Source organism: Cupriavidus sp. 8B (genome assembly GCF_054589115.1).
Genome location: NZ_BAAILO010000100.1, coordinates 94,092 through 107,367, shown reverse-complemented (window position 1 = coordinate 107,367; position 13,276 = coordinate 94,092). Strand labels below are relative to the sequence as shown.

Annotated in this window: 12 protein-coding genes; 3 read left to right on the top strand and 9 right to left on the bottom strand. The window is 67.9% G+C overall.

Annotated features, from left to right (window positions below):
- Positions 1-73: 73 nt before the first annotated feature.
- Positions 74-2,458 carry a 5-methyltetrahydropteroyltriglutamate--homocysteine S-methyltransferase gene (gene metE / locus ACYP5B_RS10935; RefSeq protein ID WP_459569594.1) on the bottom strand — a complete coding sequence of 795 codons (2,385 nt, stop codon included), beginning with the start codon at positions 2,456-2,458 and terminating at the stop codon, positions 74-76.
- Positions 2,459-2,603: 145 nt separating this feature from the next.
- Here metE and ACYP5B_RS10930 point away from each other — a divergent pair, with 145 nt between their 5' ends.
- Entirely contained in the window at positions 2,604-3,530 is a 927-nt protein-coding gene (locus ACYP5B_RS10930; RefSeq protein WP_459569593.1) for a LysR family transcriptional regulator, read from the top strand.
- A 20-nt stretch (positions 3,531-3,550) separates the two neighbouring features.
- On the opposite strand, the gene ACYP5B_RS10925 is transcribed toward ACYP5B_RS10930, so the two are convergent.
- Both ACYP5B_RS10925 and ACYP5B_RS10920 read right to left on the bottom strand, forming a co-directional pair.
- Positions 3,551-4,480: a diacylglycerol kinase catalytic domain-containing protein gene (locus ACYP5B_RS10925; RefSeq protein ID WP_400101555.1), complete on the bottom strand. Its 930-nt coding sequence runs from the start codon at positions 4,478-4,480 to the stop codon at positions 3,551-3,553.
- A gap of 80 nt (positions 4,481-4,560) precedes the next feature.
- Positions 4,561-5,592, bottom strand: a complete 1,032-nt coding sequence (locus ACYP5B_RS10920) for an SPFH domain-containing protein (protein WP_459569592.1) — start codon at positions 5,590-5,592, stop codon at positions 4,561-4,563.
- 156 nt (positions 5,593-5,748) lie between these two features.
- Between ACYP5B_RS10920 and ACYP5B_RS10915 the strand changes: the two genes are divergently transcribed.
- Positions 5,749-6,462 (top strand): NUDIX hydrolase, encoded by a 714-nt coding sequence (locus ACYP5B_RS10915; protein WP_459569591.1) that lies wholly within the window; start codon positions 5,749-5,751, stop codon positions 6,460-6,462.
- Positions 6,463-6,542: 80 nt separating this feature from the next.
- Here ACYP5B_RS10915 and ACYP5B_RS10910 read toward each other — a convergent pair whose 3' ends face one another.
- Positions 6,543-6,863: a hypothetical protein gene (locus ACYP5B_RS10910; protein ID WP_400101549.1), complete on the bottom strand. Its 321-nt coding sequence runs from the start codon at positions 6,861-6,863 to the stop codon at positions 6,543-6,545.
- A 173-nt stretch (positions 6,864-7,036) separates the two neighbouring features.
- On the opposite strand from ACYP5B_RS10910, the gene ACYP5B_RS10905 reads away from it, so the two are divergent.
- Positions 7,037-7,507 (top strand): Lrp/AsnC family transcriptional regulator, encoded by a 471-nt coding sequence (locus tag ACYP5B_RS10905; RefSeq protein ID WP_045240794.1) that lies wholly within the window; start codon positions 7,037-7,039, stop codon positions 7,505-7,507.
- A 16-nt stretch (positions 7,508-7,523) separates the two neighbouring features.
- On the opposite strand, the gene bluB is transcribed toward ACYP5B_RS10905, so the two are convergent.
- From bluB to ACYP5B_RS10880, 5 genes are all read right to left on the bottom strand, one after another.
- Positions 7,524-8,201 carry a 5,6-dimethylbenzimidazole synthase gene (bluB, locus tag ACYP5B_RS10900; protein ID WP_459569590.1) on the bottom strand — a complete coding sequence of 226 codons (678 nt, stop codon included), beginning with the start codon at positions 8,199-8,201 and terminating at the stop codon, positions 7,524-7,526.
- Positions 8,202-8,242: 41 nt separating this feature from the next.
- Complete coding sequence (metC, locus tag ACYP5B_RS10895; protein WP_459569589.1) at positions 8,243-9,454, bottom strand: cystathionine beta-lyase; 1,212 nt, start codon at positions 9,452-9,454, stop codon at positions 8,243-8,245.
- Positions 9,455-9,560: 106 nt separating this feature from the next.
- Positions 9,561-10,568, bottom strand: a complete 1,008-nt coding sequence (locus ACYP5B_RS10890; protein WP_400092184.1) for a Bug family tripartite tricarboxylate transporter substrate binding protein — start codon at positions 10,566-10,568, stop codon at positions 9,561-9,563.
- Between the two features lie 301 nt (positions 10,569-10,869).
- A complete protein-coding gene (locus ACYP5B_RS10885) occupies positions 10,870-12,510 on the bottom strand; it encodes a rhodanese-like domain-containing protein (protein ID WP_400092183.1) in 1,641 nt (546 codons plus the stop codon).
- A gap of 136 nt (positions 12,511-12,646) precedes the next feature.
- Positions 12,647-13,234 (bottom strand): cysteine dioxygenase family protein, encoded by a 588-nt coding sequence (locus ACYP5B_RS10880; protein WP_400092181.1) that lies wholly within the window; start codon positions 13,232-13,234, stop codon positions 12,647-12,649.
- Between the last annotated feature and the right edge of the window lie 42 nt (positions 13,235-13,276).

Sequence of the window (13,276 nt, the reverse complement as noted above, 5' to 3'; positions counted from 1 at the left end):
CCAACGGGCCAGCATGCGATGCATGCCGGCCCGTTGGCCGGGTAGGGCTTGGCCTGGCTCGACAGGGCTCGAATCAGGCCGCCTGGCTGGCGCAATCGACGCAACCCGCCGCGTGCGCCGCGCCATCGTGTGCATGCCCGCCCAGGCCAGTGCGACGGGTGGCGCGCTGCCACGTGGTCGCGCTGTCCTTGCCGATCTGCTCGCGCAGGCTGCGCGCGGCGGCAACCATATTGGCCAGCGCGGCTTCGGTTTCGGGCCAGGCGCGCGTCTTCAGCCCGCAGTCCGGATTGACCCACAGCCGTTGCGGCGGAATCACCTCGCAGGCGCGCTCCAGCAAGTGCGTGATGGCTTCCACGCTAGGCACGCGCGGCGAGTGGATGTCGTACACGCCCGGCCCGATCTCGTTGGGGTAGTCGAACTCGCCGAAGCCTTCGAGCAGCTCCATGGCCGAGCGCGAGGTTTCGATGGTGATCACGTCGGCGTCCAGCGCGGCAATGGCGGGCAGGATGTCGTTGAACTCGGCGTAGCACATATGGGTGTGGATCTGCGTTTCGTCCGCCACCGAGGCGGCCGAGATCTTGAACGCGTGCACGGCCCAGTCCAGGTACGCGGCCCAGTCGCCCTTGCGCAGCGGCAAGCCTTCGCGCAGTGCCGGCTCGTCGATCTGGATGACGCGGATGCCGGCCTGTTCCAGGTCCGAGACCTCGTCGCGGATCGCCAGCGCGAGCTGCAGCGTGGTGGTGGCGCGGGGCTGGTCGTCGCGCACGAAGGACCATTGCAGCATGGTGACCGGGCCGGTGAGCATGCCCTTCATCGGGCGGTCCGTCAGCGATTGCGCATAGCGCGTGGTTTCCACCGTCATCGGCTCGGGGCGGTACACATCGCCGTAGATCACCGGCGGCTTGACGCAGCGCGAGCCATAGCTTTGCACCCAGCCGTTTTCGGTGAAGGTGTAGCCGCACAGCTGCTCGCCGAAGTACTCGACCATGTCGTTGCGCTCGGCTTCACCATGCACCAGCACGTCCAGCCCGAGCGCTTCTTGCTTGCGCACGGCGGTCTCGATTTCACCCCGGATGCGCTGCAGGTAATCCAGCGCGCCGATGTCGCCGCGGCGGTAGGCGGCACGCGTCTGGCGGATTGCCGGCGTCTGCGGGAAGGAGCCGATGGTGGTGGTCGGCAGCGCCGGCAGCTGCAGCGCGGCGCGCTGGCGTTCGATGCGGGTCTGGAACGGGCTCTTGCGCTCCGCCATGGCAGCGGTGACTGCCGCCACCCGTGCCTGCACCTGCTGGTTGACCACGCGGCGCGAGCTGCGGCGCGAGGCCAGTGCGGAATCGGCGGCGGCCAGCTCGGCAGCGACCGCTGTCTCGCCTTGGTTCAGGGCGCGGGCCAGCACGTTGACCTCGGCCAGCTTCTCCGTGGCGAAGGCCAGCCAGGTCTTGATCTGCGCATCGAGCTTGCGCTCGCCCTCAAGCGAGACCGGCACGTGCAGCAGCGAGCAGGACGGCGCGACCCACAGGCGCTCGCCCAGTTCGGCATGCAGCGGCGCCAGCACGGTCAGTGCGCGGCGCAGGTCGGCGCGCCAGATGTTGCGGCCGTCGATCACGCCGGCGGACAGCACCGCGCCGGCGGGCAGCACCTTGCGCCAGGCGTCGAGCTGCTGGGGCGCGCGCACCAGGTCGATGTGGAAGCCTTGCACCGGCAGGGCGGCGGCGCGCGCGGCGTGGTCGGCGGCGCTGTCGAAGTAGGTGGCGAGCAGCAGCTTGACACCGGATTTGGCCAGTTCCGCGTAGGCACCGTCATAGGCATCGAGCCATGCCGGCTCCAGGTCCAGGCACAGCGCGGGCTCGTCGATCTGCACCCATTCGATGCCGCGCTCGCGCAGGCGGGCCAGGATGCGGCCATAGGCGGCCACCAGGCCGGGCAGCAGGCTCAGGCGGTCGAAGCCGGCCACGTGGGTCTTGGACAGCCACAGGTAGGTGACCGGCCCGATCAGCACCGGCTTGGCGTTGAGGCCCAGCGCCAGCGCTTCTTCCACTTCGTCGAAGAACCAGTCCACGCCGCCGTCGAAACGGGTGTCGGGGCCGAGTTCCGGGACCAGGTAGTGGTAGTTGGTGTCGAACCACTTGGTCATTTCCATGGCCGGCTGGGCCTTGTTGCCGCGGGCCAGCTCGAAGTACCGGGCCAGGCTCAGTTGCTTCGGGTCGAAGCCAAAACGCGCGGGCAGGGCGCCCAGCAACGCGCTCAGGCCCAGCACCTGGTCGTAGTAGGCGAAGTCGCCTACCGCCACGCTGTCCAGCCCGGCTTGCGCCTGGGACTGCCAGTGGCGCTGGCGCAGGCCGGCCGCTACCTGGCGCAGGCTGGCCTCGTCCGTTTCGCCGCGCCAGAACGCCTCCTGGGCGAATTTCAGTTCGCGCTGGGCGCCGATGCGCGGAAAGCCAGCGATATGAGTGCGTGCCATGTAATGCTCCGTATTGGGAATGTGACGATGGCGCCCAGTGTGGAATCCAGCGTAAAATGAATCAAGCGATAAGATTTAATCAACGTATGAATCAATTTCATATCACGCCTACCCGGCGCCATTCTTCCCAATCCAGGAGCAAGCCGTGATCGAAGTCAGGCACCTGCGCTCGCTGGTGGCGATTGCCGAGTCCGGCAAGCTCGCCATGGCCGCGCAACGCGTGCACGTCAGCCAGTCCGCGTTGTCCCATCAAATCAAAGGCATCGAGGCGCATTACGGCCTGCCGCTATTCGACCGCACCCGCCAGGGCCTGCGCTTCACCCCGGCCGGCGACCGGCTGCTGGCGCTGGCGCGCGAGACGCTGGCGGCCATCAGCACGGCCGAGCGCGACCTGGCCCGGCTCAAGGGCGACACGCACGGCGAGCTGCGCATCGTGCTGGAGTGCCATACCTGCTTCGACTGGCTGATGCCCGTGATGGACGAGTTCCGCCGGCGCTGGCCGGAGGTGGAGGTGGATCTGGTGGCGGGCTTCCACGCCGATCCCCTGTCGCTGCTGGCCGAGGGCCGCACGGACATGGTGATCGGCTCGATGCCGCCGGCCAAGCGCGGCCTGGCGGTGGCGCCGCTGTTCCGCTTCGAGATCCTCGCGGTGATCGCCAACGAGCATCGGCTGCGCAACAAGCGCCGGATCGAGGCGGCCGACCTGGACGGCGAAACGCTGATCACCTACCCGGTGCCGGAGCAGCGCATCGACTTGATCCGGGAAGTGCTGGAGCCCGCCGGCATCAAGCTGCAGCGGCGCACGGCGGAGCTGACGGTGGCCGTGCTGCAGCTGGTGGCCAGCCGCCGGGGCGTGGCCGCGCTGCCCAACTGGGGGGTGAAGAACTACGTCGACCACGACTACGTGCTGGCCAAGCGCATCGGCGCCAAGGGTTTGTGGAGCGAGCTCTATGCCACCACCCCGGCGCCGCTCGCCCAGCGGCCCTATGTGCGCGACTTTGTTTCCATCGTGCGCGATACCTGCGCGGCCGAGCTGGACGGGATCGAACTGTTGCCGGTCGAACTAGCGTGAGGTGAGTAAAGAGGGCGACGCTACTGCACCAGCTGCCCGCTGCGCTCGGCCACCCCGATGCGGGCCTCGGTGCCCGCGTTGAATTGCAGGAAATCCGCTTCGATGCCGTCGCTGAAGATCACGCCGGTCTCGGGCATCAGCGAGCGCAGCACGATCTGCTCGCCGCGCGGCACGTTGCCGTAGACCAGCGTGGCCTGGCTGGCGCGGCTCGGAAAGGGCTCGCGCACCGCAAACACCAGCCGGTCGGTATCCCAGGGCAAAGACTGATATGGCGTTTCGGCGCCACCGTCCGCCTGCGCGATGGCGCGCGCGCCGGTCACGATGCTCTTGAGCCAGGCGGTGGACCCCAGCCCCGTGGAGACAATGACGCCACTCGATGACTGCACCTCGCTCTTCGCGCCGAGCTGGATCTCGTAGCGCGCCGAGGTGTGGCTGCGCGGTCCGATAAAGAAGTCGTTGACCGCGTACAGCACCTGCTGGTCCGACAGTTCGGCGCGCGCCATGGTGACCGGGCGGGCGGGGCGGCGGTCCTGCATGGCTTCTGCCAGCACGCGCGCCAGGTCGCCCACCTGGAAGGGCAGCAGCACGCCGTCGTGGCGCGCGGGATCGGGGTTCACGCCGATGAGCGGCTGGCCGTTCAGGTATTTCATGGTGTTGGCAACCAGGCCGTCCTGGCCCAGCGCCACCACGATGTCTTCCGGCCCGAACAGGAAGTTGGGCAGGAACTGGCGGTCCACCACCTGTCGGCGCAGGTAGTGCGACAGCACGGCGACCGCCTGTTCGCGCGCAGCAAGATAGGTGTCGTGCTCGCGCTGGTAATCGGTGATGTCCGCGCCCAGGTGTTCCAGGTAGAAGCGTGCCTGCGCCAGCGAGTGGTAGCGCGCCAGCAGCGCTTCCAGCCGTGTCTTACGCGTCACCAGCACTACCTTGCGATCGGCGGTTGCGCCCATTTTCCTGGTTCCTTCTTCTTGTAACTGCTTAATGCCGCTTAAAGCGTCTTAAAGCGTCTTAAAGCTGCGCTGATCTTCGGTTATCTTGCGCGGCTGCTGCTCGCAGGTGCAAGCAGTGACTGAAGCAGCTCCGGCGACATATTCAGTTGCCCGATCTTCTCGGCCTTGTCGGCAATCCCGCCAAAGGCCTGCGCGATCAGCTGGCCCGGCGCCATGCCCGATGCGGCCAGCGCCTGCACGATGCGCGCGTCGGCGCCCTGCAGTGCCTGCATCACGGCGCCCAGGCGGTGCGCCTCGGCCTCGGCGGTGGTGCGGGTGTTGTCGGCCTCCAGGCCCACGAACTCCTTGCGGCGTGCTTCCAGCGTGATCTGCGCCTCCATGGTGCTGGCCTCCAGTTCCGCCTGCTTCTTCTGCACCGCGGCTTCAGCTTCCATCTGGGTTTCGCGGATCGTGCGCTGCTTGAGTTCCACCGCCACTTCGGTGTCGAGCTCGCTTTCCTTGATGGCGCGTTCGTTTTCCACCGCGGCGTTGCGGCGGGCATAGATGGCGTCGTCGGCCGCCTTCAGGATCTGCTCGCGGACCTCGGCTTCCAGCGCTCGCGCGGTTTCGGCACGCGGCTTGACGGCCACCATCGAGAACGACAGGATTTCCAGGCCGAGCGCCAGCACGTCCGGATGCGCCTTGAGCGCGGACTCGACCTGGCGCGCCATGCGGTCCGACGCCTGCAGCGCGGTGCGCAGCGTTTCGGCGCTCACGGCCTGTTGCACCAGCACCTCGACCACGCCCTCGACGCGGGTGCGCAGGTTCTGCGGATCCTCGGAGATGTAATTGCGGCCATCCGGCTTGAGCGCGAAATTGAGCATGGCGGCTGTCTTGCGCGGCTCGGTGATGCGGTAGGAGAGGTTGCCTTGCACTGTGACGGACTGGAAGTCGGTCGTGATCAGCTCGAAGATATACGGCAGGATCTGGCTGCCTACCGGCACGGCAACGAGAGACGTGGTGGGCGCGTAGTAGTAGAACGACTGGCCGCTGCCTTCGCGGATGATCTTGCCGCTCTTCATCTGCATCAGATAGGTGGTGGGATCAGCCTTGATGAATCGGATGCCGAACATGGTGGTCCTTTCCGGTGGTGTTGTTGGGCTTGCCGGCATAGGGTGGCAGGCATTAAGTGTGTCTGTGCCACTAATATAAGTGTGGCTGAGACACTTGTCAATCTATAATCCGCCCCTGAACTGCCTGCACTGCCTACTTCCAGGATCGCCCGCCCTATGACGAAAGCCGCCACCACCGCATTCCCCCGTCCGCTGACCACCGTCGACGTGGTCATCCTGACCATTCGTGCCGGGGCGCTGCAGGTCCTGCTCGTGCAGCGCCCGCAACAGCCCGGCGAGCCGTTTCCCGGGCAATGGGCCCTGCCGGGCGGCTTTGTCGATATCGAACGGGATCAGGATCTGCAGGGCTGCGCGTTGCGCAAGCTGGCGCAGAAGACCGGGGTGAACAGCCCCTATCTGGAACAGGTCGGCAGTTGGGGCAGCGCCAGGCGCGATCCGCGCGGATGGTCCACCACCCATGTCTATGTCGCCTTGTTGGCGGATGACACGCTGGCCCCACAGAAGGGCGGCAATGCCGCCGACCTGCGCTGGGCGCCTGTTATGGGAGACGGCGTGGGCATGCCGCTTGCCTTTGATCACGCCACGCTGCTGAGTGCGGCGTTGGGGCGGGTGCGGGGCAAGACCGAGTACACGTCGCTGCCCGCGCATCTGCTGCCCTGCGCCTTTACGCTCGGCGAACTGCAGCATGTCTACGAGATCGTGCTCGGCCGCCCCCTGGAGAAAAAGGCCTTCCGGACCCGCATGCTCGCCGCGGACTTGCTGGAAGACCTTGGCGCGCAAAAGGAGACCGGGCGCCGCCCGGCCTCCTTGTACCGGTTGCGCGAGCAGGCTGGCCTGGTCTACTTCACGCGCAGCTTCGAGCAGCGCTGAATCAGGTGGGCGCGCAGCTCACGGCGCCAGCGACGACAGCGGTGGGAGACGACGGAGCATGGCACAGCCTCGGCAACGGGCTAGGCCAATTCTAGCGAAGGTTCCACCACGTCCCGCCGCGCCTCGGCGTGCGCCGGCGCTTTGGCGGCACGCTCGCCCGGCGCCGCGAGTTCGAAGACCTCCAGCACGTCCGCGCCGTTTTCCAGGCGCCTGACGAACAGGTCCAGCCGGTCCGCATCGTCCGCGCCGACCGACAGCGTGAGCTGGTAGGGCGCGGCCGCTTGCCCGAAGCACAGGTCGATCAGGTGCAGGCCGGTGCGGCGGGCGTTGGCGAGCGTCCATTCGATGGCGCCGAAGAGGTCAGTGCGGTCCAGCCGCAGGGCGAGGTTCAAGGTTGACATGGCGTTGGCGGCAGTTTGAGTAGGTATTTGTGGCAGCGAAGGCATGCGATAAATTTACCAGCGCCACCCCAGAATGGGCTTCTTTATTGCCTCCGGTTTTGATCTATTTGGAGATGAATTATCTATGGGTGGTAGAGTTATGGGAGATTCCTTCCTTATGATCGGCAGAAGACATGGCAACCTCCCCAAAACTGGATGAAACCGACCGCCGCATCCTGCGCGCGCTGCGGCGCGACGGCAGGCTCTCTAACCTCAAGCTGGCCGAGCAGGTTGGCTTGTCGCCCACGCCGTGCTGGAATCGCGTGCGCGCCCTGGAGGAAAGCGGCGTGATCGAGGGCTATGCGGCCCTGCTGAACCAGAAGGCGCTTGGCCTGCCCGACACGGTGCTGATCGAAGTCACGCTGGACCGGCACGACGACGACATGCTGGACCGCTTCGGCGAAGCGCTGGCCGAATTGCCGGAGGTGATGGAGGCGTACCTGCTCACCGGCGAATACGATTACCTGATCAAGGTGGCGGTGGCAGGCACCGAAGGGTACGAAGAATTCCTGCGCCACAAGCTCTACAAGCTGCCGGGTTTGCGGCACAGCCATTCCACCTTCGTGCTGCGCTGCATGAAGCGGGAGCCGTCGGTGGCGCCCTGAGCGGCCCGATGGTGCTTCAGGCGTCGGACCGGTCCCAGGTGTCCGTGGACATCAGATCCGCCAGCGGGCGCCCCTGGCGCCAGCCTTCCAGTTCCAGCATCGGCGCGGGATAGAAGGCCGCCACGGGACCAAGGCAGAGAATGGCGATAGGCTGGCCACCCGGCGGCAGCCGTAAGAGCGCAGCCAGTGCATCCGGCGCGAACATCGAGACCCAGCCCAGCCCCAGGTTCTCCACGCGCGCCGCCAGCCAGAGGTTTTCAATGGCGCAGGCCGCCGAGCACAGCGCCATCTCGCCCGGCATGGTGCGCCGGCCAAACACCGTGCCATCGTCCGGCGCCATCGCCACCACCAACAGCTCGGCGCACTCGCGCACGCCCTCCACCTTCAGCCGCAGGAACTCGCCATCGCGCTCGCCCAGCGCCATCGCCGTGTTCTGCCGCTCGGCCTCGACCAGCGCGGCGATTGCCTCCCGCAGGGCGGGATCCGCGACGCGGATAAAGCGCCATGGCTGCATCAGCCCCACTGAAGGCGCGCTGTGCGCAGCCTGCAGCAGGCGCATCAGGACACGCTCATCGATCGAGGTGCCCGCAATGAAATGCCGCATGTCGCGGCGCGACGCGATGAGGCGGTAGAAGCTCTCTTGTTCCTCGGGCGAGAAAACGGCGGAGTGGCTTTCGGTCTGGGGTGCGGGCATTGCGGGGAGGGGGACGGCAAAGCCGGCATTGTAAGCCCCGTCTAGCCCGTGTGCGCCTCCAACGCCCGTCCGGCAACCCGCCCCCCACCAATCGCCTCGAACCCCCGCCCCAGATCGGCCAGCAGGTCGTCGATATCCTCCAGTCCGATATGCAGCCGGATCACCTGGCCGCGCCTGGACCAGTCGGCGACGCTGCGCGCGCTGCGCATGTCTGCGATCACGGCGAGGCTTTCGAACCCGCCCCAGGAGGCGCCGATGCCGAAGAGGGCAAGGCTGTCGATGAAGCGCTCGGCGGCGTCCGGTGCCTCGGCGCGCAGCGAGAACGACAGCAGGCCGTTGGTGCCGTGGCAGTCGCGCTGCCACAGTGCGTGGCCGGGGTCGCCGGGCAGGGCTGGGCAGAAAACTTCAGCCACTTCGGGGCGGGTGCGCAGCCAAACGGCTACCGCCAGCGCGCCGCGCTCGTGCTGGGACAGGCGCGCGCCGAGGGAGCGCATGCCGCGCTGGACCAGGTAGGCGTCGTCCGGGCTGACGGTGATGCCGAAGGCGTCGGCTACCGTGGCGAGCGCTGGCCAGGCGGCCTCAAGGGTGCAGACCGTGCCCATCATCACGTCGGAATGCCCGGACAGGTATTTGGTCGCGGCCATCAGGGAGATATCGGCGCCGAGCGCAAGCGGCCGGTACAGCAGGCCGGAGCCCCAGGTGTTATCGGCCGCTACCAGCGCGCCGTGCCGGTGGGCGATGTCGGCGATGGCCGGCAGGTCGCACATCTCGTAGGCCAGGGAGCCGGGCGCTTCCACGTACACCAGGCGGGTTTCGCGCCGCAGCCTGGCTTGCAGGTCGTGGCCGTCGGCCGCGTAGAAGCTGGCGGCGATGCCGTGCTGCGCGAGAAAGCCTTCGGCCAGCTTGCGCACGGGCTCGTACACGCAATCGGGCAGCAGCACATGCTGGCCGGGGCGCAGGTAGGCCAGCAGCGTCATCGCGGCCGCCGCCAGGCCGCTGGGGAACAGGCGCGTGCGGTAGCCGCCCTCCAGCTCGGTGACCATGTCTTCCAGCGCAAACGCCGTGGGATTGCCGCGCGCGCCGTAGGTGAACAGCCGTTCGCTGCCCCGCCGCGAGCGCATCTCGCGCATCTGCGCCACCGAGTCGAACAACACGGTGCTGGCGCGTACCACGGGCGGGTTGACGGGCTGCCCGCCATCCACGTTGCTGGCGCGGCCGGCGTGCGCGAGGTGGGTAAGGATGCTGTGCTTCATGGCTTGGCCCTGGTGGGGTGCCGCGCCAGGGTGGCGCGGCTGGTGTCACAACTTGTGGTGGCAGGCAGCAGCAAGAGCCATGCCGTCTTCATCCGCTGCGCCCGGATCAGTCCACCCGGGCGCCGGAGAGCTTGACGATTTGCGACCAGCGCGCGATGTCGCCCTTGAGCTGCGCGGCGAATGCCTCCGGCTTGCTGCCCACCACGTCGCTGCCGCCTTCGTTGATCAGCTTCACCACCTCGGGCATCTGCAGCACCTGCACGATGGCGCGGTTCAGGTAGGCGACGCGCTCGGGCGAGGTGCCGGCCGGCGCGAACACGCCGTACCAGTCCTCGAAGCGGGCATTGCGGTAGCCCAGCTCCTCCAGCGTCGGCACCTTGGCAAAGACGCCCAGGCGGCGCGGGCTGGTGACCGCCAGCGCGCGCATGCGGCCGGCCTGGATAAAGCCGGCCACCGAGGAGGTCGAGGTGATCAGCACGTTTACCTGCCCGCCCAGCAGGTCATTGATGGCCGGGCCAGCGCCTTTGTAGGGCACGTGCTGCAGGGCGATGCCGCTGTCCTTGTCCAGCACTACGCCCACCAGGTGAGAGAGCGTGCCGTTGCCCGGCGTGGCAAAGGTGATCTTTTGCGGCTGGGCCTTGGCTTGCGCGGCCAGTTCGGCAAAGGTCTGCCAGGGCGCGTTGGCCGCCACCACGATGGCCAGCGGCGCCGCGTTGATCTGCGTGACCGGCATGAAGTTCTTGACCGGGTCGAAGCCGGGCGCGCTGTACAGCGTCGGGTTCACGGCCATGACGGACACCTGCGAGGTCAGCAGGGTGTAGCCATCCGGCTTGGCCTCTGCCACGAAGCGCGTGCCGATATTGCCGCCGGCGCCGCCACGGTTGTCGGTGACGGCGGTCTGCCCCAGCACTTCGCCGAGCCGCGTGGTGACGATGCGCGTGACGGCATCGTTGCCGCCGCCAGCGGGAAACGGCGAGACGAAGCGCAGCGGCTGCGAGGGAAAGCCGCCGACCGGCGCGAGCGGCTGCGCGCTGGCGGGGGTGCCGGCCATGGCGAGGGCGACGGTGACGACGGTGGCGAAGGTGCTGGTCAGTACTTGCTTGATGCGTGACATGAAAAACCCCTGTGTATGTTGAGAGATGTCAGAGCGAAGGGGGGCTGGGCAGGCTTCTTGTGGCCCCGGTGGCCGGTCTGGCATACCGGTTGCTGCCTCTTGCCCCTGTGTCCCGGGAATGCCGGGGCGTCCCCTTGGCGCTGCACCGTCGAGCCGGATGGGAATCAATGCCTGGCGACTCGCCTTGCCAGCCATGCGCATCGTTGCCCGCCCCGAGGGGCGGGCGGTGGGTGCATGGCTGGCTCGGTCGCTGATGGCGGGTCATGTTGGAAGAACGCTGTGTGGGCCGGATCGGGCCGGATCAGGCAAAGCGGAAAGTGGCCAGTTCCTGGGCGTCGAGCTGGCCAATCAGGTTGGTCTCCCACGCCAGGTAGCGACGCGCGGCCTCCTTGTTGCCGTCGTGACGGTCGTGGACGAAGAACAGGAAATCGATGCAGCGCGCATCGGGCAGGATGCTCGCTGCATCGCCATCTCCGGCATCGCTTGCCAGCGCATGGCCCGCCGCCAGCCAGGCGCCTGCGCCACCGGCGAGCAGGCTGACGTCGCTGTAGCCAAGTGCGGCCAGTTCGCCGGCGGCCAGCGCGGCCGTGCCCGGTTGATCGTCATCGCCGATGAGCACGATTGGCGTGTCGCGCGGCACGCCGGCGAGGTCGCGGGCAAAGACCGGGCGGATCGACCAGCGGCTGCCTGGCACGTGGCCGGCGCGATACGCCATGCTGGCGCGCACGTCGAGCGCCAGCAGTTGTTGTCCGGCCAAGCCTGCCGCGAGCGCGGGAGCATCGATGCCCGGCAAGGCGCGGGAGGGCGCCTCGGGGCCGCAGGGCGCGGCGAGGCCGTAGGCAAGCGCGGCCGCAAGCCCGCCTTCGAGCACCACGGCGTCATGGCCCATCTGGCGCAGCCAACTCGCCACCACGGTGGCACGCACGCCATCGGCATCGATCAGCACGAGGCGCGCGCGGCGCACGCCCACGTATTGGTCGGTGGCCTGCATCAACTGGCCGCCGGGCGTGTTCTGGGCGCCGGGCACGGAGCCGGCGGCGTATTCCTCCGGCGTGCGCACGTCGCACAGGAAGGTGGTGCGGGACGGGTCCCGTAGCCACGCGCCCGCTTCGGCCGCGTCGATGTGCAACACCGCGAAGCGCACCGCCATCGTCTGCGCGGCGGCCCGGGCGGCATCGAGCCCGGCAGGCGCAGCGCTGTCGGGATAGCGCCGCGTGCCGCCATGCTCCAGCTTGTAGTCGTTCAGGTACCAGCCCTGGGTGCCGTTCTCCAGTGCGAACACGGGATTGGGCACGCCGAAGTTGATCAGGGTCTGCGCGCCGATGATGCTGCGCGTGCGGCCGGCGCAGTTGATCACGATGGGCGTGGCCGGGTCCGGCACCAGGTCGCGCAGCCGGTAAGCCAGCTCGCCGTTGGGGCAGCAGATGGCGCCGGGGATGTTCATTTTGCGGAATTCCGACACGGGCCGGCCATCGAGCACCACCGGCGCCTGCTCACCGGCCTGCATGGCCGCCAGCTCCGCGGCCGAGACGCGCGGGGTGCCGTAGTGGTGCTCGGCAAGTTCGCCGAACGTCTTGGAGGGCACGTTGACGCCGGCGAACACGGCGTAGCCTGCGGCCTGCCAGCCCGGCACGCCGCCGTCCAGCACAAACAAGCGCGTATAGCCGAGGGCGGCCAAGGCCTGTGCGGCGCGCACCGCTACGCCGTCGCCGTCGTCCGCCAGCACGATGCGCGCCGAGGTGTTGGGGGCCAGGCGGCCGATGTCGAGCTCCAGCCGGCTAAAAGGGAGCGGCACCGCATAGAACGGATGGCCTTCGCCATACTGGCCATGCTCGCGGATATCGAACAGGGCGATCTCGTCCTGGTCATGCAACCAGCCCTTGAGGGTGACCGGGTCGACTTGGGTGTAGCGGGTGTCGGGCGTGTTCAGGATGGCGGGCATGCGTTTGTTCAGGCAAAAAGGGGGCCATGCCTCCCGGCCGCACGCGGGCGGGAGGCAAGTGGAAATGCGTTGGATTCGGGCTTCGGCAGAAGCCGGGAGGTGCGGCCTGGTTAGCGCTGCACCTCCCCGGTGCCGGTCAGCGGCGCGTCTTGACGCCCACGCCCATGGCCTGGCAGCGGCCGGTCTCGAGGTCGTAGGCGGTGCGCCCGGTCAGGGTTTCCAGCGCGCGGCCGTACATGTGCAGGTGGCGGATCACGGATTCGCCGCGGATCTCGACCGAGTGGATGTCGTCGGGCAGCAGTGCGATGCCCGAGCCCGGGCCTACTTCCACCGTGTGCGAGTGCACCAGCGTGCCTACGCCCGGCTCGCTGCCATCGTCGGTGCGCAGGTAGACGTCGTTGTACTCGGTGCCCACCACGCCGGCCACGCAGGCCCAGGTGGTGTGGTCGTGCGGGGGAATGCGCTTGCCGGGGCGCATCACATTGAGGTACAGCGCGAAGGTCTGGTCGGGGTCTTCGGCGATCAGGTAGCGGGCCTGGCGCTCGCCTTCCTCCGGCGGCGCGAATTCGCTCTGCGCCCACAGTTGCGGCCTGGCGGCCAGTTGCTCCACCTGGTCCAGCACGCTGGCCAGCGATTCGCGGGTGACACCCCCGCTAGCTACGATTTCCTTGATGGATCGAATCGTGTCCCCGACGGCGGCCTGGCGTTGTTGTGCGATCGACATGTCTCTAGAATCCTTGCTGAGTCTTGATAGTTCTTGGTTTGC